The following is a 21049-nucleotide window of genomic DNA, read 5'->3' as shown; positions in this document are numbered from 1 at the left end:
CGGGGGTCAGCCCCCGGCGATGATGCGGACATAGTTCCGCGTCTCGCGATAGGGCGGGACGCCGCCATGCTTCTGCACCGCCCCCGGCCCGGCATTGTAGGCCGCCAGGGCCAGAGTCCAGTTGCCGAACTGATTGTACATCATCCGCAGATAGCGCGCACCGCCGTTCAGGTTCTGGATCGGGTCGTTGGGGTTCACCCCCAGCTTGGCCGCCGTGCCCGGCATCAGCTGCGCCAGACCCATCGCGCCTTTGTGGCTGCGCGCATTGGGGTTCCAGCCCGATTCCTGCTGGACCAGCCTCAGGAACAGATCCTCGGGGATGCCGTGGCGCTGCGCGGCCTGGCGCGCATGCGGCAGGTATTCGCTGCGCCGCCCGGTATAGCGCGGGATGTTCGGCGCGCTCTCCAGCACGATCTCCTGGCGGCCCGCATTGGGCTGCAGCCGGGCCGAGGACTGATACTGCGTCGACAGCCGCGAATCCATCAGGCGGGTCTGCCGGGCGAACTGTTCGGCCCGCGACTTGGAGGAGCTTCCCGACAGGCGCAGCCCCTGCGCGCCGACCTCGGTCGGGGCCGCCAGGGCCAGCACGACCGCCGCGCACAGCGAAGCCGCCAGGGAATGGGTGATCCGCATGATGTCCGCCCTCGTTCTTCGTTCGGCGCCGGGCGCCGTCTTTGGCGTCACTATACATCAAAACCGGTCTTCGGAAAGCTGCGGGTTGGTGCTGCGCGACTTCCTGCTTGGCTTCCACCGGCGGGCTGGGCTAGACCCGATGGAAATCGACATAACCCAAGGAGCGCGCACATGGCTGGCAGCGTCAACAAGGTCATCCTGGTCGGCAATCTGGGCCGCGACCCGGAAATCCGCAGCTTTCAGAACGGCGGCAAGGTCGCGAACCTGCGCATCGCCACCTCCGAGACCTGGAAGGACCGCAACACCGGAGAGCGCAAGGAGCGCACCGAGTGGCACACCGTCGCCATCTTCAACGAAGGCCTGGTCGGCGTGGTCGAGCGCTATCTGAAGAAGGGCAGCAAGGTCTATGTCGAGGGTGCGCTGGAGACCCGCAAGTGGCAGGACCAGTCCGGCCAGGACCGCTATTCGACCGAGGTGGTCCTGCGCGGCATCGGCGGCACGCTGACCATGCTGGACGGCGCCAGCGGCGGCGGCGGCGGCGGCATGGGTGGCGGCGGCATGGGCGGGGGCCGCGACAGCGGCGGCTATGACGACTACAACCAGGGCGGCGGTTCGTCCTTGCGCGGCGGCGGCAGTCAGGGCGGCGGCGGCCGCGCGGATTACGACGACGAGATCCCGTTCTGATCGGACCCGCGAATCACCTGCGACGGGCGGCCCCTCGGGCCGCCCTTTTTCGTGGTGCGATCTTTCGGCCCGCCCCGTCCGACCTTGCGGCAAGTTGCGCGGCGGGGGGGCCGCGCTTTGCGAATGATCCCGCGCTTGCAAAGCCTGCGCGACGGGTCTTTCTGGGCTGATCCTCGACGCGGCTGATCCGCGCGGACGCAACAGGAAGGCACGCGCCATGACCCTGACACTGACCGATCTGACCCCCCCGCCGGGCTATGAGCGCCTGGTGCTGGCCGAGGCCCCGCAGGCGGGGCTGCGCGCGCTGATCTGCCTGCATTCGACCGTGCTGGGGCCGGCGGCGGGCGGATGCCGGATGTGGGACTATGCCAATGACGCGGCCGCGATCCATGACGTGACGCGCCTGGCCCGCGGCATGACCTACAAGAACGCGATGGCGGATCTGGGCCTCGGCGGCGGCAAGGCGGTCATCATCGGCGACGCGCGCCGCGACAAGACGCCCGCGATGATGCGCGCCTTCGGCGAGGCGGTGGATGCGCTCGGCGGCACCTACTGGACGGCCGAGGACGTGGGCATCTCGCCCGAGGACATGGCCCATGCGGCGCAGGCGACGCGCTTTGCCGTGGGCCTGTCGGGCGCCTCGGGCGACCCCTCGCCCTGGACCGCCGAGGGCGTGTTCCGCTGCCTGACGGTAGGCGCGCGCCACGCGCTCGGCAGCGACGACCTGACGGGACGGCGGGTGCTGGTGCAGGGGCTGGGCCATGTCGGCCGCTCGCTGGCCGACAAGCTGGCCGCCGCCGGGGCGCAGCTGATCGTGACCGACATCAACCAGGCCGCGCTGCGCGACGCGCAGGATCAGCTGGGCGCCACGATCTGCGCCCCCGATGCGGTCTTCGATCAGCAGATCGACATCTTCGCGCCCTGCGCGCTCGGCGGCGTGCTGACCGGGACGACCGCGCAGGCGCTGACCGCGCGGCTGGTCTGCGGGGCCGCTAACAACCAGCTGGCCGATGACGGCGTGGCGACGATTCTGGCCGCGCGCGGCGTGACCTACCTGCCCGACTATGTCGTGAACGCGGGCGGCATCATCAGCGTCGCCAGCGAGATCCACGGCCATCCCGACGCCTGGCGGCTGGAGCGCCTGACCGCCATCGCCGGCCGCGTCGATGAGATGCTGACCCGCGCCACCGCCAGCGGCGACCTGCCGGCGCGGGTGGCCGACCGCATGGTCGAGGCGATGCTCTCGCCCCGCCGCGCCGCTTGATCCGGCTCCGGCGCCAGCCAGCCGCGGCGTCCCCCTCGATGGGGGGCGGCGCGGCTTTCCGGGCCGGGACGGCGATCAGTGCCGCGCGTCGGCCAGCACCCGGGTCAGAGTCGCGCCCTCCACCGCGTCGCTGACGAAGGCCGCGCCGATCCCGCGCGCCAGGACAAAGCGCAGCCGCCCGTCCACGACCTTCTTGTCCTGCCCCATCAGCGCGATCAGCGCCGCATCGTCCGGCAACGCGCCCGGAATGTCGGACAGCCGCGCGGGCATGCCCATCGCGCGCAGATGCGCCAGGACCCGGCTCGGGTCCTCCTGCGGGCACAGCCCCATCCGCGCCGACAGATCGAAGGCCAGCGCACAGCCGATCGCCACCCCCTCGCCATGCAGAAGCCGGTCGGAATAGCCCGTGGCCGATTCCAGCGCATGGCCGAAGGTGTGGCCCAGGTTCAGCAGCGCGCGCTCGCCCTGCTCGGTCTCGTCGCGGGTGACGATGCCGGCCTTCATGGCCACCGAATGCGCGACCGCGCGCTGGCGCAGGCCCGCGTCGCGCGCGAGGTCCGGCCCGTGCGCCTCCAGCCAGCCGAAGAAATCGGCATCCCCCAGCAGTCCGTATTTCACCACCTCGCCATAGCCCGACAGGAAGTCGCGCGGGCTCAGCGTGTCCAGCACGTCGATATCGGCCAGGACCAGCGACGGCTGGTGGAACGCTCCGATCAGGTTCTTGCCGTGGGGGCTGTTAATGCCGGTCTTGCCGCCCACGCTGCTGTCGACCTGCGCCAAGAGCGTGGTCGGCAGCTGCACGAAGCGCACGCCGCGGCGCAGGATCGCCGCGGCGAAGCCCACCAGGTCGCCGATCACGCCGCCGCCCAGGGCCAGCACCACGTCGCGCCGCTCCACCTGCCGCTCCAGCAGCCATTCGACGCAGCGGGTCAGCTGCGGCCAGCTTTTGGTGCCCTCGCCCGCGGGCAGGACCAGCGCCTCGCAGGCGATGCCCTCCGCGCGCAGCGCCGCCTCCAGCGCCGGCAGGTGCAGCCGCGCGACGACCTCGTCGGTGACGATCGCCACGCGCGGCCGCGCCAGCAGGGGCGCGACATGCCGGCCCGCATCGGCCAGCAGCCCCTGCCCGATGCGCACCTCATAGGCCCGGTCGCCCAAGGGCACGGTCACGGTCACCGGATCGGTCATGGTCTCTCCTGCATCAGCGTGGGATGGGCGGCGCGCAACTCGGCCAGCAACCGCAGCGCGGTGGCCTCGATGCTGTCGCCCGCGCAGGACACGAATTCCATGTCGGCCAGCGCATAGACGGGGCTGCGCTCGGCCAGAAGCCGCAGCAGCGTGCCCTTGGGGTCGGCGGTCTGCAGCAGCGGCCGCGTCGGGCGCTGCCGGACCCGCGCCCAGAGCGTCTCGGGCGCGCAGTTCAGCCAGACGGACAGGCCCCGCGCGGCGATGGCCACGCGGTTCTCGGGGCGCATCCAGGCGCCCCCCCCGGTGGAGATCACGCAGGGCGCCCCCGCCAGCAGCCGCGCCAGCACCTGCGCCTCGCGGGCGCGAAAGAACGCCTCGCCGTCGCGGGCGAAGATCTCGCTGATCGTCATGGCGGCGGCGGCCTCGATCTCGGCATCGGAATCCGTGAAGGGCACGCGCAGGCGGCGCGCCAGCTCCGATCCGATGGCGGTCTTGCCCGCCCCCATCATTCCGATCAGCACGATATGGCGCGTCAGCACCTGTGTCATCCGGCCCCCCGTCAATCGGCTGACTGAATGACGTGATCTTTCGGAAATTGCCATATATATTCGCCCTGGGCCGGCCTCAGACCGGCCATGACACAACAAGACACGGTCGAGCAAAGGCGAATCGAATGCGGATGTTGAAACTGCTGGTGGTGCTGATTCTGGCGGGGCTGATCGGCCTGGCGGGCTATGCCTATTTCGGCGACATGGCCCCCAACCGCCGCGAGGTGCGCACGCCGCTGCAGATGGATGCGCCCGCAGCCGACACAACGACCCCCGCCCCCGCCACGGAACCGACCGAGGCCTCGGGTGGCTGATAGCGGCCCTTGGGCGGCGCTGGCCGTGACGGTGGCGCTGCTGGCGGGTCCGGCCGCCGCGCAGCAGCAGCCGCTGTCGGCCAGCGACTGGCTTTCGGGCAGCGTGCGCGGTCCGGTGCGCGAAAGCTCGGCCTGGCGGCCGGGCGACGCGCCCCCGCCGCGCCCCGATGCCCGGCCCCAGCCCGTCGCCACCAGCGGCGCGGTGGGTCCCGTGCAGGTCAGCCGCCTGGACGAGGGCGATCCCGACCATACCGGCACGCAGAGCCCGCGCCGCGCCGGCCTGCCGCCCGATCTGTGGTCGGGCAGCGATCCGGCGGTGCTGGCGCCGATGGTGCTGGCCACGCCCGCGCGTCTGGAGGCGATGCAGGCGCTGCTGCGCCGGGTGCTGACCGCGCAGCTGGCCCCGCCCACCGGGGGGCAGGGCGCACGCGGCCAACTGTTCCTGGCCCGCGCCGACCGCCTTCTGGACATGGGCGCGCTGGACGAGGCGCAGGCCCTGCTGGTCGCCGCCGGTCCCGGCCAGCCCGAGATCTTTCGCCGCATGTTCGACATCGCCCTGCTGGAGGGCGACGAGGGTCGCGCCTGCGCCATCATGAACGGCACGCCCGGCATCGCGCCCAGCTTTGCGGCGCGGATCTTCTGCCTGGCGCAGACCGGGGACTGGGCCGCGGCCGCCGTCAGCTTGCACGGCGCCGAGACCCTGGGCCTGATCGACGAACGCCAGGCCGTGCTGATGACGCACTTCCTGGACGACGCCTTTGTGGACGGGACCGAGCTGCTGGAACCCGCAGAACGCCTCAGCCCGCTGGAATTCCGCATCCACGAGGCGGTGGGCCAACCCCTGCCCACGCTGACGTTGCCCGTGGCCTTCGCGCAATCGGACCTGCGGCTGAACAGCGGCTTCAAGGCCCGGCTGGAGGCCGCCGAGCGGCTGGCGCGCACCGGCGCCCTGCCCGCCGCGACCCTGCGCCAGATCTATGGCGAACAGCGCCCCGCCGCATCGGGCGGCGTGTGGGAGCGGGCGGGCGTCATGCGCACGCTGGAGGCCGCGCTGGCGGGGGGCGACCTGACCCAGGCCCTACCCCGCGCCTTCGAGGAGTTCCGCGCCGCCGGCATGGCCGATCTCTTGGCCGCGATGGTCGCGGCCGACCTGCCCGCCGCGATCCCCGACCCAGAGGCCGCCCGCGTGGCCGAACTGTTGCGCGCCTGGTCGGGCCTGGCCGACGCGACCGTGCCCACGCCAGACCCCGCGATGGAGGCCCCCGTCCCCCCCGTGCCCGAGACCCGGCGGGGCGAGGCGCTGCTGACCGCGATGGCGGACATCGACGCCGCGATCGAGGGCGATCTGGCCCGCGCGGGCCGCGGCATCGCGATGCTGCGCGCCCTGGGCCTGGACCGCGACGCCGACCGCGCGCAGGCGCAGGTCGTCCTGCTGCCGCAGATGACCGCCCAGCCATGAGCGCCGATCACAACGCCATCAGCGCCTTTCTGGACGCCCAGGCCGCGGAATCCGGGGCGGCGCGCAACACGCTGCTGGCTTACGGTCGCGATCTGCGCGACCTGTCCGACTGGCTGAACAGGCGGGCGCTGACGCTGGCCGCGCTGACCCGCCCGCTGGTCGAGGATTACCTGGCCCATTGCGACGCGCAGGGCCTGTCGCGGGCGACGCGGGCGCGGCGGCTGTCCTCGATCCGCCAGTTCACGCGATTCGCGCTGGAGGAGGGCTGGCGCACCGACGATCCGGCCATCCGCATCGCGGGACCGGGCCGGGCCAAGCGCATCCCCCGCACGCTCTCGCGCGAGGAGATCCAGGGCCTTCTGGGCGCGGCCCCCGCCATCGGGCGCAACCCGGCCGACCGGGCGCGCAACCTGTGCCTGATCGAGCTGCTCTATGCCACCGGCATGCGCGTCTCGGAACTGGTCGAGCTGCCGGTCGCGGGCTGCCGTGGCGATCCGGCGGTGCTGGTCATCCGCGGCAAGGGCAACAAGGACCGCATGGTCCCCCTGGGCGGCCCGGCGCGGAAGGCGCTGCGCGACTGGCTGGCGCTGCGCGACGCCGCCCCCGAGGGCAGCCCCTTGGCGCGGCTGCTGGCTGCCAAGGGCGGGCGGTGGCTGTTCCCCGCGCCGGGCGCTGCGGGGCATCTGCCGCGGCAGGGCGTCTCGCGGCTTCTGGGCCAGATGGCTGTCGCGGCGGGGATCGATCCGACCCGCGTCACGCCCCATGTCATCCGCCACGCCTTCGCCACCCACCTGCTGGAGGGGGGCGCAGACCTGCGCAGCATCCAGATGCTGCTGGGCCATGCCGACCTGGGAACGACCGAAATCTATACCCATGTGCTGAACCATCGCATGCGCGAGCTGGTTCTGAACCATCACCCCCTGGCGCGGCCCCATCCGCGCGGCTCCGCTTCCTCAACCTGACGGGACTACATGACCGACATCCTCTCCGCTCTTGATTTCGCGGCCCTCGTGACCATCGGCGCGATCCTGGTCTGCCTGCTGCTGTCGGCCTTCTTCTCGGGGTCGGAAACCGCCCTGACCGCCTCCAGCAAGGCCAAGCTGCGCGCCCGCGCGGACCGCGGCGACAGCGGGGCCGCCGCCGCCGTCCGCGTCACCGCCGACAGCGAGAAGCTGATCGGCGCGATCCTATTGGGCAACAACGTGGTCAACATCCTGGCCGCCAGTCTGGCCACCGCGCTGTTCACCCGCCTCTTGGGCAGCGGCGGCGTCGCCATCGCCACGCTGGTCATGACGGTGCTGGTGCTGATCTTCTCAGAGGTGATGCCCAAGACCTATGCGATCTCGGCCCCCGAGAAGGTCGCAAGCCTGGTCGCGCGGCCCATCCGCCTGCTGACCGTGGTGCTGGCCCCCGTCGTGACCGTGGTGCGGCTGATCGTGGGCGGCATGCTGTCGCTGGCCGGGCTGAAGACCGACCCCGACAAGCACATGTTCTCTCTGGAGGAGGAGATCGAGGGTGCGCTCTCGATCGGCCATGCCCAGGGCGCCGTGAACAAGGAGGACCGCGACCGCCTGCTGGGCGCGCTGGACCTGGGCAACCGCACCGTCGAGGAGATCATGCGCCACCGCTCGGAGGTGCAGATGATCGATGGCGACCTGCCCCCCGCCAAGATCCTGGAGCAGGTCCTGGCCAGCCCCCACACCCGCCTGCCCGTCTATCGCGACGAGCGCGAGAACATCATCGGCGTGATCCACGCCAAGGACCTGCTGCGCGCCGTCAACCGCGCCGTGCGCGAGGCGGGCGATGCCGGGGCCGCGCGCCATTTCGACCTGGCCGCGGTGATGATGCCGCCCTATTTCGTCCCCGAGACCAGCGCCCTGGACGAGCAGATGCGCGAGTTCCTGAAGCGGCGGACGCATTTCGCGCTGGTCGTGGACGAATACGGGTCCTTGCGCGGCCTGATCACCCTGGAGGACATCATCGAGGAGATCGTCGGAGAGATCGCCGACGAGCATGACACCGAAGAGGATCAGACGCTGAAGCCCAACCCCCAGGGCGACTATCTGGTCGAGGGCGGCATGACCATCCGCGACCTGAACCGGCAGCTGGACTGGGACCTGCCCGATGACGAGGCCAACACCATCGCGGGCCTGGTGATCCACATGGCGCAGTCGATCCCGGAACAGGGTCAGGTGTTCAGCTTTGCGGGATACCGCTTCGAGGTCGTGACGCGGCGCGAGAACCGCATCACCCGCCTGCGCATCCGCCCCCTGGCGCCCGCCGCCCTGCCCTGAGGCGCGTCGGCTTGCAACCGCCCCGGCCAGGGCCTAACAACGCGCCAACCCCATGCGCTGCAAGGAATCCCCCATGGACATCGCCGCCCGTCGCACCGCCGACCCCGCCCACTGGAACCTGGCCAGCGCGATCCGCGTGCTGTCCATGGACGCGGTCGAGGCCGCCAATTCCGGCCATCCCGGCATGCCGATGGGCATGGCGGACGTGGCGACCGTGCTGTTCCGCAACCACCTGAAATTCGACGCCAGCGCGCCGCACTGGTTCGACCGCGACCGCTTCATCCTGTCGGCCGGCCACGGCTCGATGCTGATCTACAGCCTGCTGCACCTGACCGGCTATGAGCAGATGACGCTGGAGCAGGTCCGTAACTTCCGCCAGCTGGGCGCGATCACCGCGGGCCACCCGGAATACGGCCATGTCGAGGGGGTCGAGACCACCACCGGCCCCCTGGGCCAGGGCATCGCCACCGCCGTGGGCTTTGCCATCGCCGAGGAGGCGATGCGGGCCGAGTTCGGGTCTGATCTGTGCGACCACCGCACCTGGGTCATCGCCGGCGACGGCTGCCTGATGGAGGGCATCAGCCACGAGGCCATCGCCCTGGCCGGGCACCAGAAGCTGGGCCGGCTGATCGTGCTGTGGGACAACAACGACATCACCATCGACGGCCGGGTCAGCCTGTCGGACGCGACGGACCAACATGCGCGTTTCGCCGCCGCGGGCTGGCGCGTGCTGTCCTGCGACGGCCATGACGCCGCCGACATCGACCGCGCCCTGACCGAGGCTGCGCAGGATGACGGCCGCCCAACCCTGGTCGACTGCAAGACGATCATCGGCTTCGGCGCGCCGAACAAGGCCGACAGCAGCAAGGCCCACGGCTCGCCCCTGGGGAAAGACGAAATCGCCGCGACCCGCGCCGCCTATGGCTGGAGCCACGAGCCCTTCGTGATCCCCGACGACATCCGCGCCGAATGGCACGCTATCGGCGAGCGCGGCGCCCAGGCCCGCGCCGCCTGGAACGATCGCGTGGACGGGCTGGACGACGCGGCCCGCAACGATTTCGCGCGCCGCATCGGATCGGAGGCGAACCCGCGCCTGAATGCGATCATCGACGCCTTCAAGGTCCAGACGCTGGAGGCCAAGCCCAAGGTCGCCACCCGCAAGGCCTCCGAGAATGTCCTCGAGGTGCTGAATGCCGAGATGCCCGAGAATTTCGGCGGATCGGCCGACCTGACCGGGTCGAACAACACCAAGACCGGCGGCCAGGGCATCTTCGATGCCGGCAACCGCATGGGCCGCTATCTGCATTACGGCATCCGCGAACACGGCATGGCGGCGGCGATGAACGGCATCTGGCTGCATGGCGGCTTCCGCCCCTATGGCGGGACGTTCCTGACCTTCACCGACTATGCGCGCGGCGCGATGCGCCTGTCGGCGCTGATGGGCCTGCCGGTCGTCTATGTCATGACCCATGACAGCATCGGCCTGGGCGAGGACGGCCCGACCCACCAGCCGGTCGAGCATCTGGCGATCTGCCGCGCCACGCCCAACACGCTGACCTTCCGCCCCTGCGACCAGATCGAGACCGCCGAGGCCTGGGAGATCGCGCTGTCGCAGGACGCGACGCCCTCGGTCCTGGCCCTGTCGCGCCAGAACCTGCCGCTGCTGCGCGAGGACGTGGCCGAGAACCGCACCGCCAAGGGCGCCTATGTCCTGCGCGAGGGGTCGGCCGCGCCCAAGGTCGTGCTGATGGCCACCGGATCGGAGGTCGAGATCGCCGTCGCCGCCCGCGACGCGCTGGAGGCCCAGGGCATTCCGACCCGCGTCGTCTCGGTCCCGTCGATGGAGCTGTTCCGCGACCAGGACAAGGCCTATCGCGCCGAGGTCCTGCCCGCCAACACCGTCCGCATCGCCATTGAGGCCGCCGTGCGCCAGCCCTGGGACTGGCTGCTCTTGGGCGAGCGCGGGAACGAGGAGCGCTCGGCCTTCGTCGGCATGGAGGGCTTCGGCGCCTCGGGCCCCGCGCCCGAGCTCTATGCCGAATTCGGCATCACGGTCGAGGCGGTCGTGGAACGCGCGAAAGCGCTTCTGTGACGACCGCCGCGCCCTTGGCCCGACCGGCCCGCTGATGCGCGTCCTGGCGCGCGGCTTCGCGCTGATGGGCCGTGAACGGGACGGGTTGCGCCGTCCCGGTTCGGACCAGGCGCGCGGCATCGCCCTGCTGCTGGCCGCGATCCTGGGCTTCACGCTGATGGATGCGACGGCCAAGCACCTGACCCAGACCTATCACCCGGCGCAGGTGGTCTGGGCGCGCTTCGTGGGCAACCTGCTGATCTTTGCGCTGATCTTTCGCGGCGCGATGCTGCCTTTGCTGCGCACGCGCCAGCCGGGGACGCAGCTTGCGCGCGCGATCATGCAGCTGGGATCGGTGGGGCTGTTCTTCACCTCGCTGCAATATATCGGCCTGGCCGAGGCGACCGCGATCATGGACCTGAACCCGGTCCTGATCACGCTTGGCGGCGCGCTGTTTCTGGGCGAACGCGTCGGGCCGCGCCGCATGGCGGGCATCGCCGCCGCGCTGGTCGGCGCGCTGCTGATCATCCGGCCCGGCATGGGGGTGTTCCAGCCCGCGGCGCTTCTGCCGCTGGCGGGGGCCTTCACCTATGCGGCGGGCGCGCTGCTGACGCGCATCGTGCGTGCGGATTCGGTGGCGACCTCGGTCCTGTGGTCGGCGGTGGTGGGCAGCATCGCCTCGTCCCTCGTGGTGCCGCTGTTCTGGCAGCCCATCGCCGCGGGCGATCTGTGGGCCTTCGCGGCGCTGGCGCTGTTCGGCACCGCCAGCCAGTATCTGCTGGTCAAGGCCTTCAGCGCGGCCGAGGCCGGCGCCCTGGCCCCCTTCGGCTACACCGGACTGATCTGGGCGGGGCTGTGGGGCTGGCTGTTCTTCGGCCAGCTGCCGGATGGCTGGACCATCACGGGGGCGGCGATTATCGTGGCGGCCGGGCTCTATGTCTGGTCCCGCGAGGCCCGCGCCGCCAGGGAGGCACCATGCGCGACGACCGATCCACGCTGACCGACCGGCTGGCCAATGGTGCCTTCCTGGCGATCATGGGGCTGGCCCGGATGCTGCCCTATCAGCGGCGCATCCCGGCGATGGGCTGGGTCTTCGCGCATCTGATCGCCCCGGTCGCGGGCTGGCGGCGGCGCATCCGCGACAACCTCGCCCTGGCGCGCCCCGACCTCTCCCCGGCCGAGGTCGCGGCGCTGGTCCGCGCGGTGCCCGACAATGCCGGCCGGTCCTTGGCCGAAATCTATTCGGGCGACGAGTTCACCGACCGCATCCGCCGCGCCGATCCGCTGGAAGGACCGGGCCTGGCCGCGCTGGAGGCGGCCTTCGACAGCCACCGCCCCGTCATCCTGGCCTGCGCGCATTTCGGCAATTACGACGCGATGCGCGCGGCGCTGTCGGCGCGCGGCTGGCCGGTCGGCGCGCTTTATCGCCCGATGAACAACGAGGCGTTCAACCGCCATTACGTCCCCGCCATCACCGCCATCGCGGAGCCGCTGTTCCCGCGCGGCCGGTCGGGCCTGGCCGCGATGCTGCGCTTCCTCAAGGGCGGCGGCTGGCTGGCCCTGGGGTTCGATCAGTTCGACCGCGAGGGGGCCGAGCTGCGCTTCTTCGACCTGCCCACGCGGACGGTGCTGACGCCCGCGGATCTGGCCCGCCGCTATGACGCGCTGCTGGTGCCGGTCGCGGGGATCCGGCAACCGGACGGGCTGTCCTTCCGCGTCCATGTCGGCAGCCCCGTCGCCCATGACGACTCCCGCGCGATGATGCAGGCGCTGAACGACGATCTGGAACAGCAGGTCCGCCGCCACATGGACCAGTGGTTCTGGGTCCACCGCCGCTGGAAGTGAGCGGGCCTTGCCGCTTGACAGCGCGGCCCCCCATGCGTCAAAAGGACGCCGCCACGGTTCCGGCTTGCCGGATTGAAAGGGAATTCCGGTGCGCCCGTCCGCGGGTCAGGCCGGAGCTGCCCCCGCAACTGTAAGCGGAGAGCGCGGGCCGATCATGCCACTGGAGCCCGCTCCGGGAAGGCCGGCCCAAGCATCGACCCGCAAGCCAGGAAACCTGCCGCGGTCCTCACCCATTTCCGGCGCGGGGCGTGCCAGGAAAGCGGCCGTTCCGCAGCGGTGACACTCACCGCCCCGTCGCCGCGATGCGACCGGGCAGAACTGCGTGTCGCAGGCCCCCGCGCCTGCCTTCGAAAGGCCCGACCGATGCGTCGCCCCCTGTCCCTGCTGGCATTCGCCGCCGCCCTGCCCGCCCTTCCCGCCAAGGCGCAGGAACCCATCCTGCTGGACGAGATCGTGCTGTCCGCGGGCCTGACCCCCCTGCCCGCGGACGCCTATGCCCGCGCCTTCAGCACCGTCACCGCCCAGGAGATCCGCGACCGCGGCATCACCACCGTCCAGGACGCGCTGCGCGCCCTGCCGGGCCTGTCGGTCAACACCTCGGGCGCGGGCCTGACGCAGGTCCGCATCCGCGGCGCGGAGGCGAACCAGACCCTGATCCTGATCGACGGGGTCGAGGCGGTCGGCGGCGCGGACGAGTATTTCCTGTCGGGCCTGGACACCGACAACATCGAGCGGATCGAGGTGCTGCGCGGCCCGCAATCGGTCTTCTACGGATCGAACGCCTCGGCCGGCGTCGTCAACATCATCACCCGCCGCGCGCCGCAGGGCCGCTCCTACGGGGCGACGATCGAGGCGGGCAATGGCGGCGCAGCCAGCCTCAGCGCCGGGCATCGCGGCGAACGCGGCGGCATGCAGGTGATCCTGTCGACGCGCGACGATCTGGGCTATGATCTGTCGGGCAGCGGCGGCGATAAGGACGGGCTGCGCCGCAAGACGCTGAGCGTGACCGGCGATCTGGCCGCGACCGAGGATCTGCGCCTTGGCCTGACCCTGCGCCGCAGCGCTGAACGCATCCAGCAGGACGATGCCGATTCCGGCGCCGCCCGCCCCGAAGACTACATCGTCGATTCGGACATGATCCGCGACCGCGACGAGCTGCAGGCCGGGCTCTGGGCCGAATACGGCGCCGCCGACGCGCGGCTGACGCATCGGCTGGACTGGCAGCAGAGCGTCCTGCGGGAGACACAGGACGCCGACCCCGAGCAGCGCGGCGAGACCCGCAAGCTGAAATACCGCGCCAGCCTGGGCCTGGACGGCGCGGCGTCCGAGGCGCGCCACCTGCTGAACCTCCTGGCCGAACATCAGCGCGACGAGAACACCACCGCCCCCGGCCAGTCGCGCGAGATGAGCTCGGTCGCGCTGGAATACCGCGCCTTCCTGGACGGTGGGGTCAGCCTTCAGGCCGGGCTGCGCCATGACGCGAACCGGGTCTTTGACGATTTCAACAGCTGGAACGTGGCGCTGGACTGGCAGATCCCCGACCGGCCCTTCCGGCTGCATGCCTCGGCGGGGACCGGGCTGGTGAACCCGTCCTTCTTCGAGCTTTACGCCGATCAGAGCTTTGGCAGCGTCGCCTATCGCGGCAATCCGGATCTGCGCCCGGAGCGCAACCGCGGCTTCGACATCGGCGTCGAGGCGCAGCTGCCCGGCGGGCGCGGCAGCATCGACGTCACCTATTTCAACGAGACCTTCCAGGACGAAATCGACATCGTCGCCCTGCCCACCCCGGACGGATCGCTGCTGTTCTCCTACGCCAACCAGGCCGGCGACAGCCCGCGCGAGGGGGTCGAGGTCAGCGCCCGGATCAACGCGTCCGACCGGCTGAGCCTGTCGGGCAGCTATACCTATCTGGACGCGAAGAACCCCGACGGCTCGGCCGAGGTCCGCCGCCCCCGGCATGAGGCGGGCCTTTCTGCGACGCTGGCCATCCTAGACGGGCGCGGCACGATCAGCGGCGATCTGCGCCATGTCTCGGGCAATGTGGACACGCGCTTCTTCGGCGATTTCAGCGCGGGCACGTTGCCCGCCTTCACGGTGGCAAACCTGGCCGCGGGCTATGACGTGACGCCGAACGTCCGCGCGGTCGCGCGGATCAGCAACCTCTTCGACACGGATTACTCCGAGAGCTGGGGCTATCCCGCGCAGGGCCGCACGGCCACCATCGGGCTGCAGGCGCGCTGGTGATCCGCGCGTCGGCCCTGCTCCTGGCGCTGGCGCTGCCGGCGGGGGCCGCGCCGCCCGAACGGGTCGTGTCGATCAACCTGTGCACCGATCAGCTGGCCATGCTGATGGCCGCGCCGGGGCAGCTGGTCTCGGTCAGCTGGCTGGCGCGCGACCCGACGCTCTCGGCCATGCCCGATGAAGCGCGCGCCCTGCCCGCCAATCACGGCCTGGCCGAGGACATCCTGCGGCTGCGCCCCGATCTGGTCCTGGCCGGGGCCTGGAGCGACCCGACCACGCTGGCCATGCTGGAGAGGCTGGGCCTCCGGGTCGAGACCTTCGGCGCCGACGCCGACATGGCGGGCATCCGTGCCGACCTGCTGCGCATGGGCGATCTCCTGGGCCGGGCGGACCGCGCCCGCGATCTGGCCGCGGCCTTCGACGCGCGGCTGGCCGCGGTGCCCCCGCCCGACGGGCCGCCCCCGCGCGCGGCTCTCTATGCCACCGACGGTTACAGCGCCGGTCGCGGCAGCCTCTCGGACGCGATTCTGGCGGCGGCGGGGCTGGCCAACATCGCCGCCGATCTGGGCCGGCCCGATGGCGGCTTCGTCCCGCTGGAGCGGCTGGTGCTGTCGCGCCCCGACATGCTGGTCACCGACCGCGCCGGACCCGACCCCGCCCGCGCCGAGGAGGTGCTGCGCCATCCCGCCCTGACCGCCCTGCGCGCCCGCACCCCCGCCACAGCCCATCTGGACGCGCGCTGGAGCTGCGCCACCCCGCATGTGGCCGACGCCGTGGCCGATCTTGCGGCGGCGCGGCCATGAGGGCGCTGTGGTCCGCCCTGGCGGCCCTCGTCGCGGCGCTGTTCCTGGCCTCGCTGCTGGTCGGGCCGGTGCCGCTGGCGCCGGGGACGGCGCTGGCGGTGCTGGCCGGGCGCGGCGATCCGCTTCTGGTGCTGGTCATGCAGGAGCTGCGCCTGCCCCGCGCGATCCTGGGCGCGGCGGTGGGTGCCTCCCTGGGGCTGGCCGGGGCCGCGATGCAGGGCTATCTGCGCAACCCCCTGGCCGAACCGGGGCTGATCGGCACGTCAGGCACGGCCGCCATGGGCGCGGTGCTGGCCATCCAGACGGGGCTGGCGGCGGCGGTGCCGCTGGCGCTGCCGCTGTCAGCGCTGGCGGGGGCCGGGCTGTCGGTCGCGCTGGTCCTGACGCTGGCCGGGCCGCATGGCGGGGCGCTGGCGGTGATCCTGGCGGGCATCGCCATCTCCGCGCTGGCGGGCGCGGCGACCGCGCTGGTCCTGAACCTGGCGCCCAACCCCTTCGCGGCGAACGAGATCATCTTCTGGATGATGGGGTCGCTGGCCGACCGCTCCATGCTGCACGTCCAGATCGCGCTGCCGGTGATGGCGGCGGGGGCGCTGATCCTGGCCCGCACCGGACCGGCGCTGCGCGCGCTGAGCCTGGGCGAGGACGCGGCCGCCAGCCTAGGCCTGTCCCTGCGCGCGCTGCGGCTGCGGCTGGCCTTGGGCACGGCGGCGCTGGTGGGGGCCGCGACGGCGGTGGCGGGCACGGTGGGCTTCGTCGGGCTGGTCGTGCCGCACCTGCTGCGCCGGGCGGTGGGGGGCGATCCCGCGCGCCTTTTGCCCGCATCGGCCCTGGGCGGCGCGGCGATGGTGCTGGCCGCCGACATCGCGGTGCGGGTGATCGTGCCCGAACGCGACCTGAAGCTGGGGGTGCTGACCGCGCTGATCGGCGCGCCCTTCTTCCTGCGGCTGATCCTGCGGCTGCGACGCGAGGCGCCATGACCCTGATGCAGATCCGCGGCCTGTCGGTCTCGCGCGGCGCCGCGCCCGTCCTGCGCGACATCGACCTGACGGTCGCCGCCGAAGAGGTCGTGGGCCTGATCGGCCCGAACGGCGCGGGCAAGACGACGCTTCTGCGCGCGGCGATGGGGCTGCTGCCGGCGCAGGGCCATGCCTCGCTGGCGGCGCTGGCCCCCACCGCGCGCGCGCGCCACGCGGCCTATCTGCCGCAATCGCGCGAGATCGCCTGGCCCATGACTGTGCGCGCGGTGGTGGGGCTGGGGCGCATCCCCCATCCCGGCACCTCCGGTCCCCGCGACCGCGCGGCGATCGACGCCGCGCTGGCGGCGCTGGCGCTGAGCGATCTGGCGGATCGCTGCGCCACGACGCTGTCGGGTGGCCAGCAGGCGCGCGTGCTGATCGCCCGGGCGCTGGCGCAGGACACGCCCCTGCTGATCGCGGACGAACCCACGGCGGGGCTCGACCCTGCGGCGGCGATCCGGGTGATGGCGCTGATGGCGCGACTGGCGGCCGAGGGGCGCGGCGTCGTCGCCTCGCTGCACGATCTGGGCCTGGCCGCGCGGCACTGTACGCGGCTGGTGGTGCTGGACGGGGGCCGGATCGTCGCGGACGGCCCGCCGCTTCAGGTGCTGACGCCCGACCTTCTGGCGGGCGTCTTCGGGATCACCGCGCATCTGGCGACCGGACCCGACGGCCCGGTCTTTCAGCCGCTGACGGCGCGCCCCTAGAAGTCCCAGTCTTCGTCCTGCGTGGCGACCGTCTTGCCGATCACGTAGGACGAGCCGGAGCCCGAGAAGAAGTCGTGGTTCTCGCTGTCGGGCGACAGGGCGGCCAGGATCGCGGGGTTCACCTCGCAGGCGGCGGCGGGGAACAGCGCCTCATAGCCCAGGTTCTGCAGCGCCTTGTTGGCGTTGTAATGCAGGAAGGCCTTCACGTCCTCGGTCAGGCCGATCCCGTCATACAGCTCCTCGGCATAGCGCGCCTCGATCTCGTAGAGGTCGAACATCAGCGCGAAGGCGAACTCCTTCAGGGCCGCACGCTCGTCCTCCGACACCCGCTCCAGCCCGCGCTGGAACTTGTAGCCGACGTAATAGCCATGCACCGCCTCGTCGCGGATGATCAGCCGGATCAGGTCCGCGGTGTTGGTCAGCTTGGCGCGTGAGGACCAGTACATCGGCAGGTAGAACCCGGAATAGAACAGGAAGCTCTCCAGGAAGACCGAGGCGATCTTGCGCCGCAGCGGATCGGCCCCCGCCTTGTATTCGTCCAGGATCAGCCGGGCCTTCTGCTGCAGATGCGGGTTCTCCTCGGACCAGCGGAAGGCGTCGTCCACCTCGGCCGTCGAACACAGGGTCGAGAAGATCGACGAATAGGACCGCGCATGCACCGCCTCCATGAAGGCGATGTTGGACAGCACCGCCTCCTCATGGGGGGTGATCGCATCGCCCATCAGCGATGGCGCGCCCAGACCGCTCTGGATCGTGTCCAGCATGGTCAGCCCGGTGAAGACGCGGATGGTCAGCTCACGCTCGGCCGGACGCAGCGTGGCCCAGCTGGGAACGTCGTTGGACAGCGGCACCTTCTCGGGCAGCCAGAAATTCGCCGTCAGCCGGTTCCAGACCTCCAGGTCCTTCTCATCCTCCAGCCGGTTCCAGTTGATCGCGCGCGCCGCGCCCGTCACCATGTCACGCATCGCCCAAACCCTTCTTCTTCATGCAAATATCCCACAGGGTTCCGGGGGTGTGAAACCCCCGGTCCGACGCCCGTCACAGCGAACAGGACACGCAGCCCTGCACTTCGGTCCCTTCCAGCGCGGTCTGGCGCAGCCGGATGTAGTAGATCGTCTTGATCCCCGACTTCCACGCCTTGATCTGGGCGCGGTTGATGTCGCGGGTGGTGGCCTCGGCCGGGAAGAACAGCGTCAGGGACAGGCCCTGGTCCACATGCTCGGTCGCGGCGGCATAGACGTCGATGATCGCGTCAGGCCCGATCTCGTAGGCGTCGCGGTAATACTCCAGGTTGTCGTTCGACATGAACGGCGCCGGGTAATAGACGCGGCCGATCTTGCCTTCCTTGCGGATCTCGATCTTCGAGACGATCGGATGGATCGAGCTGGTCGAGTTGTTGATGTAGCTGATCGACCCGGTCGGCGGCACCGCCTGCAGGTTGCGGTTGTAGAGGCCGTCGCGCATCACGGCCTCCTTCAGCGCGGCCCAATCGGCGCGGGTCGGCAGGTCGATCCCCTCGAACAGGCGTGCGACATCGGCCCGCTCGGGCAGCCAGTCGCGGTCCAGATACTTGTCGAAGAAGGTCCCATCGGCATAGCGCGACCGCTCGAACCCGTCGAAGGTCGCGCCCCGCTCGCGCGCCAGCGCGTTCGACGCGCGGATCGCGTGATAGGCCACGGCCGCGAAATAGACCGAGGTGAACTCGACCGCCTCGGGGCTGTCGTAATGCACCCGCTCGCGCGCGAGAAAGCCGTGCAGGTTCATCTGCCCCAGGCCCACCGCATGGGCCAGGTCGTTGCCGCGCCGCACCGAAGGCACCGCGTCGATGGCCGACATCTCGCTGACGGCGGTCAGGGCGCGGATCGCGGTTTCGACCGTGGCGCCGAAATCCGGGCCGTCCATGGTCTGCGCGATGTTCAGCGATCCGAGGTTGCACGAGATGTCCGTCCCCATCCGCGCATAGCTGAGATCCTCGTTGAAAGCCGAAGGCTCGGCCACCTGCAGGATCTCCGAGCACAGGTTCGACATGGTGATGCGCCCCGCGATGGGGTTGGCGCGATTCACCGTGTCCTCGAACATGATGTAGGGATAGCCGCTCTCGAACTGGATCTCGGCCAGGGTCTGGAAGAAGGCGCGCGCGTTGATCTTGCGCTTGCGGATGCGCTTGTCCTCGACCATCTCGGCGTATTTCTCCGAGACCGAGATCTCGGAGAAGGCCATGCCGTAGACCTTCTCGACGTCATGCGGCGAGAACAGGTACATGTCCTCGTTGCGCTTGGCCAGCTCGAAGGTGATGTCGGGGATCACGACGCCCAGGGACAGCGTCTTGATGCGGATCTTCTCGTCCGCGTTCTCGCGCTTGGTGTCCAGGAAGCGCAGGATGTCGGGATGGTGCGCGTTCAGATAGACCGCGCCCGCGCCCTGCCGCGCGCCCAGCTGGTTGGCATAGCTGAAGCTGTCCTCCAGCAGTTTCATCACCGGGATGACGCCCGAGGACTGGTTCTCGATCCCCTTGATGGGGGCGCCGGCCTCCCGGATGTTGGTCAGCATCAGGGCCACGCCCCCGCCGCGCTTGGACAGCTGCAGGGACGAGTTGATGGCCCGGCCGATCGACTCCATGTTGTCCTCGATGCGCAGCAGGAAACAGCTGATCAGCTCGCCGCGCTGCGCCTTGCCCGCGTTCAGGAAGGTGGGCGTCGCCGGCTGGAAGCGGCCCGACAGCATCTCCTCCATGAAGCGCATGGCCTGGTCCCGGTCGCCGCGCGCCAGCGTCAGCGCGACCATGACCACCCGGTCCTCGTAGCGCTCCAGATAGCGCTGGCCGTCGCGGGTCTTGAGGGTGTAGCTGGTGTAGTACTTGAACGCGCCCAGGAAGGTCGGGAAGCGGAACTTGGCCTTGAAGGCCGCGGCCCAGATCGCGTGCAGAAAGTCCCGCGGATACTGCGCCAGGACCTCGCCCTCGTAATAGCCCTCGTCCACCAGGTAATCCAGCTTCTCGTCCAGGCTGTGGAAGAAGACGGTGTTCTGGTTCACATGGGTCAGGAAATACTGACGCGCGGCCATGCGGTCCGCGTCGAAGCGGATCCTGCCCTCCGCGTCATAGAGGTTCAGCATCGCGTTCAGCGCATGATAGTCGAGGTCGGGCTTCACGGCGTCAAGCATGGCTCTCTCCAGAATTGGTCCAGCCCGTCGCGGATGCGGGCGATGTCGGTGTCGGTTCCGGCCAGTTCGAACCGGGCCAGGAGGGGAATGGCGCATTTCTGCGCGATGATGCGGGCGGCCAGGGCATAGGTCGGGCCGAAATTGCGGTTGCCCGCGCCGATCACGCCGCGGATCAGAGCGCGTCGGTCGGGGTCGTTCAGGAACGCGATCACCTGCTTGGGGACCGCGCCCCGGCCCTCGCCGTCGGAATAGGTCGGACAGATCAGCACGAAGGGGCGCGCGGGGCGCGGCACCTCCTGGCCCGTCCGGATCGGGATGCGCAGCGCGGGCAGGGCCAGCCGCTCGACGAAGCGGGCCGTGTTGCCCGACCCCGAGGAGAAATAGACCAGCCGCTCCACCGTGCCGCGCTCCGCAGGGTCAGGACAGGCGGCCGATCATGTCGGGACGGAAGCCCGCCCAGTGATCCTCGCCCGCCACGACGACCGGCGCCTGGCGATAGCCCAGGGCGGTGACGCGGGCCATGGCCTCGTCGTCCTGGGTCAGGTCGATCACGTCATAGTCCAGCCCCCGCGCGTCCAGGGCGCGGGTCGTGGCGGTGCACTGCACGCAGGCGGGTTTGGAATAGACGGTGATGGTCATGCGCATGGGTCCGTGTGTTGGGGGCCGGGCGGCCTTGGGCGGCTGCGGCGATAGCTGGTTGGGCGGCCCGCATGGCGGTCTGGCTGACGGGCCTGTATCGAATTCGGATACAGGATATAGAGATGTTGCCCCTCAAAATGTCAAGATGTTGACATTTTGCTCTCGGTATCTGCGTCGGAAG

20 protein-coding genes and 1 riboswitch are annotated in these 21049 nt (G+C 70.7%); of the genes, 13 read left to right on the top strand and 7 right to left on the bottom strand.

Annotated elements, in window-relative coordinates; genetic code table 11:
• Positions 1–6: 6 nt before the first annotated feature.
• Positions 7–633, bottom strand: coding sequence for a lytic transglycosylase domain-containing protein (locus AC2SGK_RS08380; protein WP_488323128.1), 627 nt, complete (start codon positions 631–633; stop codon positions 7–9).
• 171 nt (positions 634–804) lie between these two features.
• On the opposite strand from AC2SGK_RS08380, the gene ssb reads away from it, so the two are divergent.
• Both ssb and AC2SGK_RS08370 read left to right on the top strand, forming a co-directional pair.
• A complete protein-coding gene (gene ssb / locus AC2SGK_RS08375; RefSeq protein WP_488323127.1) occupies positions 805–1317 on the top strand; it encodes a single-stranded DNA-binding protein in 513 nt (170 codons plus the stop codon).
• Between the two features lie 217 nt (positions 1318–1534).
• Positions 1535–2581: a Leu/Phe/Val dehydrogenase gene (locus AC2SGK_RS08370; RefSeq protein ID WP_488323126.1), complete on the top strand. Its 1047-nt coding sequence runs from the start codon at positions 1535–1537 to the stop codon at positions 2579–2581.
• A gap of 75 nt (positions 2582–2656) precedes the next feature.
• Here AC2SGK_RS08370 and aroB read toward each other — a convergent pair whose 3' ends face one another.
• Positions 2657–3766: a 3-dehydroquinate synthase gene (gene aroB / locus AC2SGK_RS08365; protein WP_488323125.1), complete on the bottom strand. Its 1110-nt coding sequence runs from the start codon at positions 3764–3766 to the stop codon at positions 2657–2659.
• Positions 3763–4368, bottom strand: a complete 606-nt coding sequence (locus AC2SGK_RS08360) for a shikimate kinase (protein WP_488323124.1) — start codon at positions 4366–4368, stop codon at positions 3763–3765. Before AC2SGK_RS08360 ends, aroB begins: the two co-directional genes overlap by 4 nt.
• Positions 4369–4439: 71 nt before the next feature.
• On the opposite strand from AC2SGK_RS08360, the gene AC2SGK_RS08355 reads away from it, so the two are divergent.
• The 11 genes from AC2SGK_RS08355 (at position 4440) to AC2SGK_RS08305 (ending at position 17067) form a co-directional block, all read left to right on the top strand.
• The gene (locus AC2SGK_RS08355; RefSeq protein WP_488323123.1) at positions 4440–4628 is read left to right on the top strand and encodes a hypothetical protein; all 189 of its coding nucleotides are present in this window, start codon (positions 4440–4442) and stop codon (positions 4626–4628) included.
• Positions 4621–6087: a hypothetical protein gene (locus tag AC2SGK_RS08350; protein WP_488323122.1), complete on the top strand. Its 1467-nt coding sequence runs from the start codon at positions 4621–4623 to the stop codon at positions 6085–6087. The genes AC2SGK_RS08355 and AC2SGK_RS08350 overlap by 8 nt, the downstream gene beginning before the upstream one ends.
• Positions 6084–7049: a site-specific tyrosine recombinase XerD gene (locus AC2SGK_RS08345; protein WP_488323121.1), complete on the top strand. Its 966-nt coding sequence runs from the start codon at positions 6084–6086 to the stop codon at positions 7047–7049. The genes AC2SGK_RS08350 and AC2SGK_RS08345 overlap by 4 nt, the downstream gene beginning before the upstream one ends.
• Positions 7050–7058: 9 nt before the next feature.
• Positions 7059–8381: an HlyC/CorC family transporter gene (locus AC2SGK_RS08340; protein ID WP_488323120.1), complete on the top strand. Its 1323-nt coding sequence runs from the start codon at positions 7059–7061 to the stop codon at positions 8379–8381.
• Between the two features lie 73 nt (positions 8382–8454).
• Positions 8455–10473 (top strand): transketolase, encoded by a 2019-nt coding sequence (gene tkt / locus AC2SGK_RS08335; RefSeq protein ID WP_488323119.1) that lies wholly within the window; start codon positions 8455–8457, stop codon positions 10471–10473.
• Between the two features lie 34 nt (positions 10474–10507).
• Positions 10508–11452: a DMT family transporter gene (locus AC2SGK_RS08330; protein WP_488323118.1), complete on the top strand. Its 945-nt coding sequence runs from the start codon at positions 10508–10510 to the stop codon at positions 11450–11452.
• Positions 11428–12297, top strand: a complete 870-nt coding sequence (locus tag AC2SGK_RS08325; protein WP_488323117.1) for a lysophospholipid acyltransferase family protein — start codon at positions 11428–11430, stop codon at positions 12295–12297. The genes AC2SGK_RS08330 and AC2SGK_RS08325 overlap by 25 nt, the downstream gene beginning before the upstream one ends.
• A gap of 37 nt (positions 12298–12334) precedes the next feature.
• Positions 12335–12533, top strand: a riboswitch (cobalamin riboswitch).
• 127 nt (positions 12534–12660) lie between these two features.
• Positions 12661–14541: a TonB-dependent receptor plug domain-containing protein gene (locus AC2SGK_RS08320; RefSeq protein WP_488323116.1), complete on the top strand. Its 1881-nt coding sequence runs from the start codon at positions 12661–12663 to the stop codon at positions 14539–14541.
• Positions 14538–15341 (top strand): ABC transporter substrate-binding protein, encoded by an 804-nt coding sequence (locus tag AC2SGK_RS08315; protein ID WP_488323115.1) that lies wholly within the window; start codon positions 14538–14540, stop codon positions 15339–15341. The genes AC2SGK_RS08320 and AC2SGK_RS08315 overlap by 4 nt, the downstream gene beginning before the upstream one ends.
• Positions 15338–16321, top strand: coding sequence for a FecCD family ABC transporter permease (locus tag AC2SGK_RS08310; RefSeq protein ID WP_488323114.1), 984 nt, complete (start codon positions 15338–15340; stop codon positions 16319–16321). Before AC2SGK_RS08315 ends, AC2SGK_RS08310 begins: the two co-directional genes overlap by 4 nt.
• Positions 16318–17067, top strand: coding sequence for an ABC transporter ATP-binding protein (locus AC2SGK_RS08305; protein ID WP_488323113.1), 750 nt, complete (start codon positions 16318–16320; stop codon positions 17065–17067). The genes AC2SGK_RS08310 and AC2SGK_RS08305 overlap by 4 nt, the downstream gene beginning before the upstream one ends.
• Here AC2SGK_RS08305 and nrdF read toward each other — a convergent pair.
• The 4 genes from nrdF to nrdH all read right to left on the bottom strand — a co-directional run bounded on the left by nrdF (position 17064) and on the right by nrdH (position 20868).
• The gene (nrdF, locus tag AC2SGK_RS08300) at positions 17064–18032 is read right to left on the bottom strand and encodes a class 1b ribonucleoside-diphosphate reductase subunit beta (protein ID WP_411839111.1); all 969 of its coding nucleotides are present in this window, start codon (positions 18030–18032) and stop codon (positions 17064–17066) included. The two genes, AC2SGK_RS08305 and nrdF, sit on opposite strands and share 4 nt — an antisense overlap.
• A 73-nt stretch (positions 18033–18105) precedes the next feature.
• On the bottom strand, positions 18106–20229 hold the full coding sequence (nrdE, locus tag AC2SGK_RS08295) for a class 1b ribonucleoside-diphosphate reductase subunit alpha (protein WP_488323112.1): 2124 nt from the start codon (positions 20227–20229) through the stop codon (positions 18106–18108).
• Positions 20214–20627 carry a class Ib ribonucleoside-diphosphate reductase assembly flavoprotein NrdI gene (nrdI, locus tag AC2SGK_RS08290; protein WP_488323111.1) on the bottom strand — a complete coding sequence of 138 codons (414 nt, stop codon included), beginning with the start codon at positions 20625–20627 and terminating at the stop codon, positions 20214–20216. Before nrdI ends, nrdE begins: the two co-directional genes overlap by 16 nt.
• Before the next feature lie 19 nt (positions 20628–20646).
• The gene (gene nrdH / locus AC2SGK_RS08285; RefSeq protein ID WP_488323110.1) at positions 20647–20868 is read right to left on the bottom strand and encodes a glutaredoxin-like protein NrdH; all 222 of its coding nucleotides are present in this window, start codon (positions 20866–20868) and stop codon (positions 20647–20649) included.
• Positions 20869–21049 lie beyond the last annotated feature (181 nt).

This window comes from Paracoccus sp. NIOT.M2S5SZ12 (assembly GCF_057748165.1).
The sequence above is the reverse complement of the archived record's forward strand: the minus strand, read 5'-3'. Positions and strand labels throughout refer to the sequence as shown.

Coding starts and splice junctions, on each gene's coding strand:
- AC2SGK_RS08380 (WP_488323128.1), bottom strand. CDS start 633: ATGCGGATCACCCATTCCCTGGCGGCTTCGCTGTGCGCGGCGGTCGTG.
- ssb (WP_488323127.1), top strand. CDS start 805: ATGGCTGGCAGCGTCAACAAGGTCATCCTGGTCGGCAATCTGGGCCGC.
- AC2SGK_RS08370 (WP_488323126.1), top strand. CDS start 1,535: ATGACCCTGACACTGACCGATCTGACCCCCCCGCCGGGCTATGAGCGC.
- aroB (WP_488323125.1), bottom strand. CDS start 3,766: ATGACCGATCCGGTGACCGTGACCGTGCCCTTGGGCGACCGGGCCTAT.
- AC2SGK_RS08360 (WP_488323124.1), bottom strand. CDS start 4,368: ATGGCAATTTCCGAAAGATCACGTCATTCAGTCAGCCGATTGACGGGG.
- AC2SGK_RS08355 (WP_488323123.1), top strand. CDS start 4,440: ATGCGGATGTTGAAACTGCTGGTGGTGCTGATTCTGGCGGGGCTGATC.
- AC2SGK_RS08345 (WP_488323121.1), top strand. CDS start 6,084: ATGAGCGCCGATCACAACGCCATCAGCGCCTTTCTGGACGCCCAGGCC.
- AC2SGK_RS08340 (WP_488323120.1), top strand. CDS start 7,059: ATGACCGACATCCTCTCCGCTCTTGATTTCGCGGCCCTCGTGACCATC.
- tkt (WP_488323119.1), top strand. CDS start 8,455: ATGGACATCGCCGCCCGTCGCACCGCCGACCCCGCCCACTGGAACCTG.
- AC2SGK_RS08330 (WP_488323118.1), top strand. CDS start 10,508: ATGCGCGTCCTGGCGCGCGGCTTCGCGCTGATGGGCCGTGAACGGGAC.
- AC2SGK_RS08325 (WP_488323117.1), top strand. CDS start 11,428: ATGCGCGACGACCGATCCACGCTGACCGACCGGCTGGCCAATGGTGCC.
- AC2SGK_RS08320 (WP_488323116.1), top strand. CDS start 12,661: ATGCGTCGCCCCCTGTCCCTGCTGGCATTCGCCGCCGCCCTGCCCGCC.
- AC2SGK_RS08310 (WP_488323114.1), top strand. CDS start 15,338: ATGAGGGCGCTGTGGTCCGCCCTGGCGGCCCTCGTCGCGGCGCTGTTC.
- AC2SGK_RS08305 (WP_488323113.1), top strand. CDS start 16,318: ATGACCCTGATGCAGATCCGCGGCCTGTCGGTCTCGCGCGGCGCCGCG.
- nrdF (WP_411839111.1), bottom strand. CDS start 18,032: ATGCGTGACATGGTGACGGGCGCGGCGCGCGCGATCAACTGGAACCGG.
- nrdE (WP_488323112.1), bottom strand. CDS start 20,229: ATGCTTGACGCCGTGAAGCCCGACCTCGACTATCATGCGCTGAACGCG.
- nrdH (WP_488323110.1), bottom strand. CDS start 20,868: ATGACCATCACCGTCTATTCCAAACCCGCCTGCGTGCAGTGCACCGCC.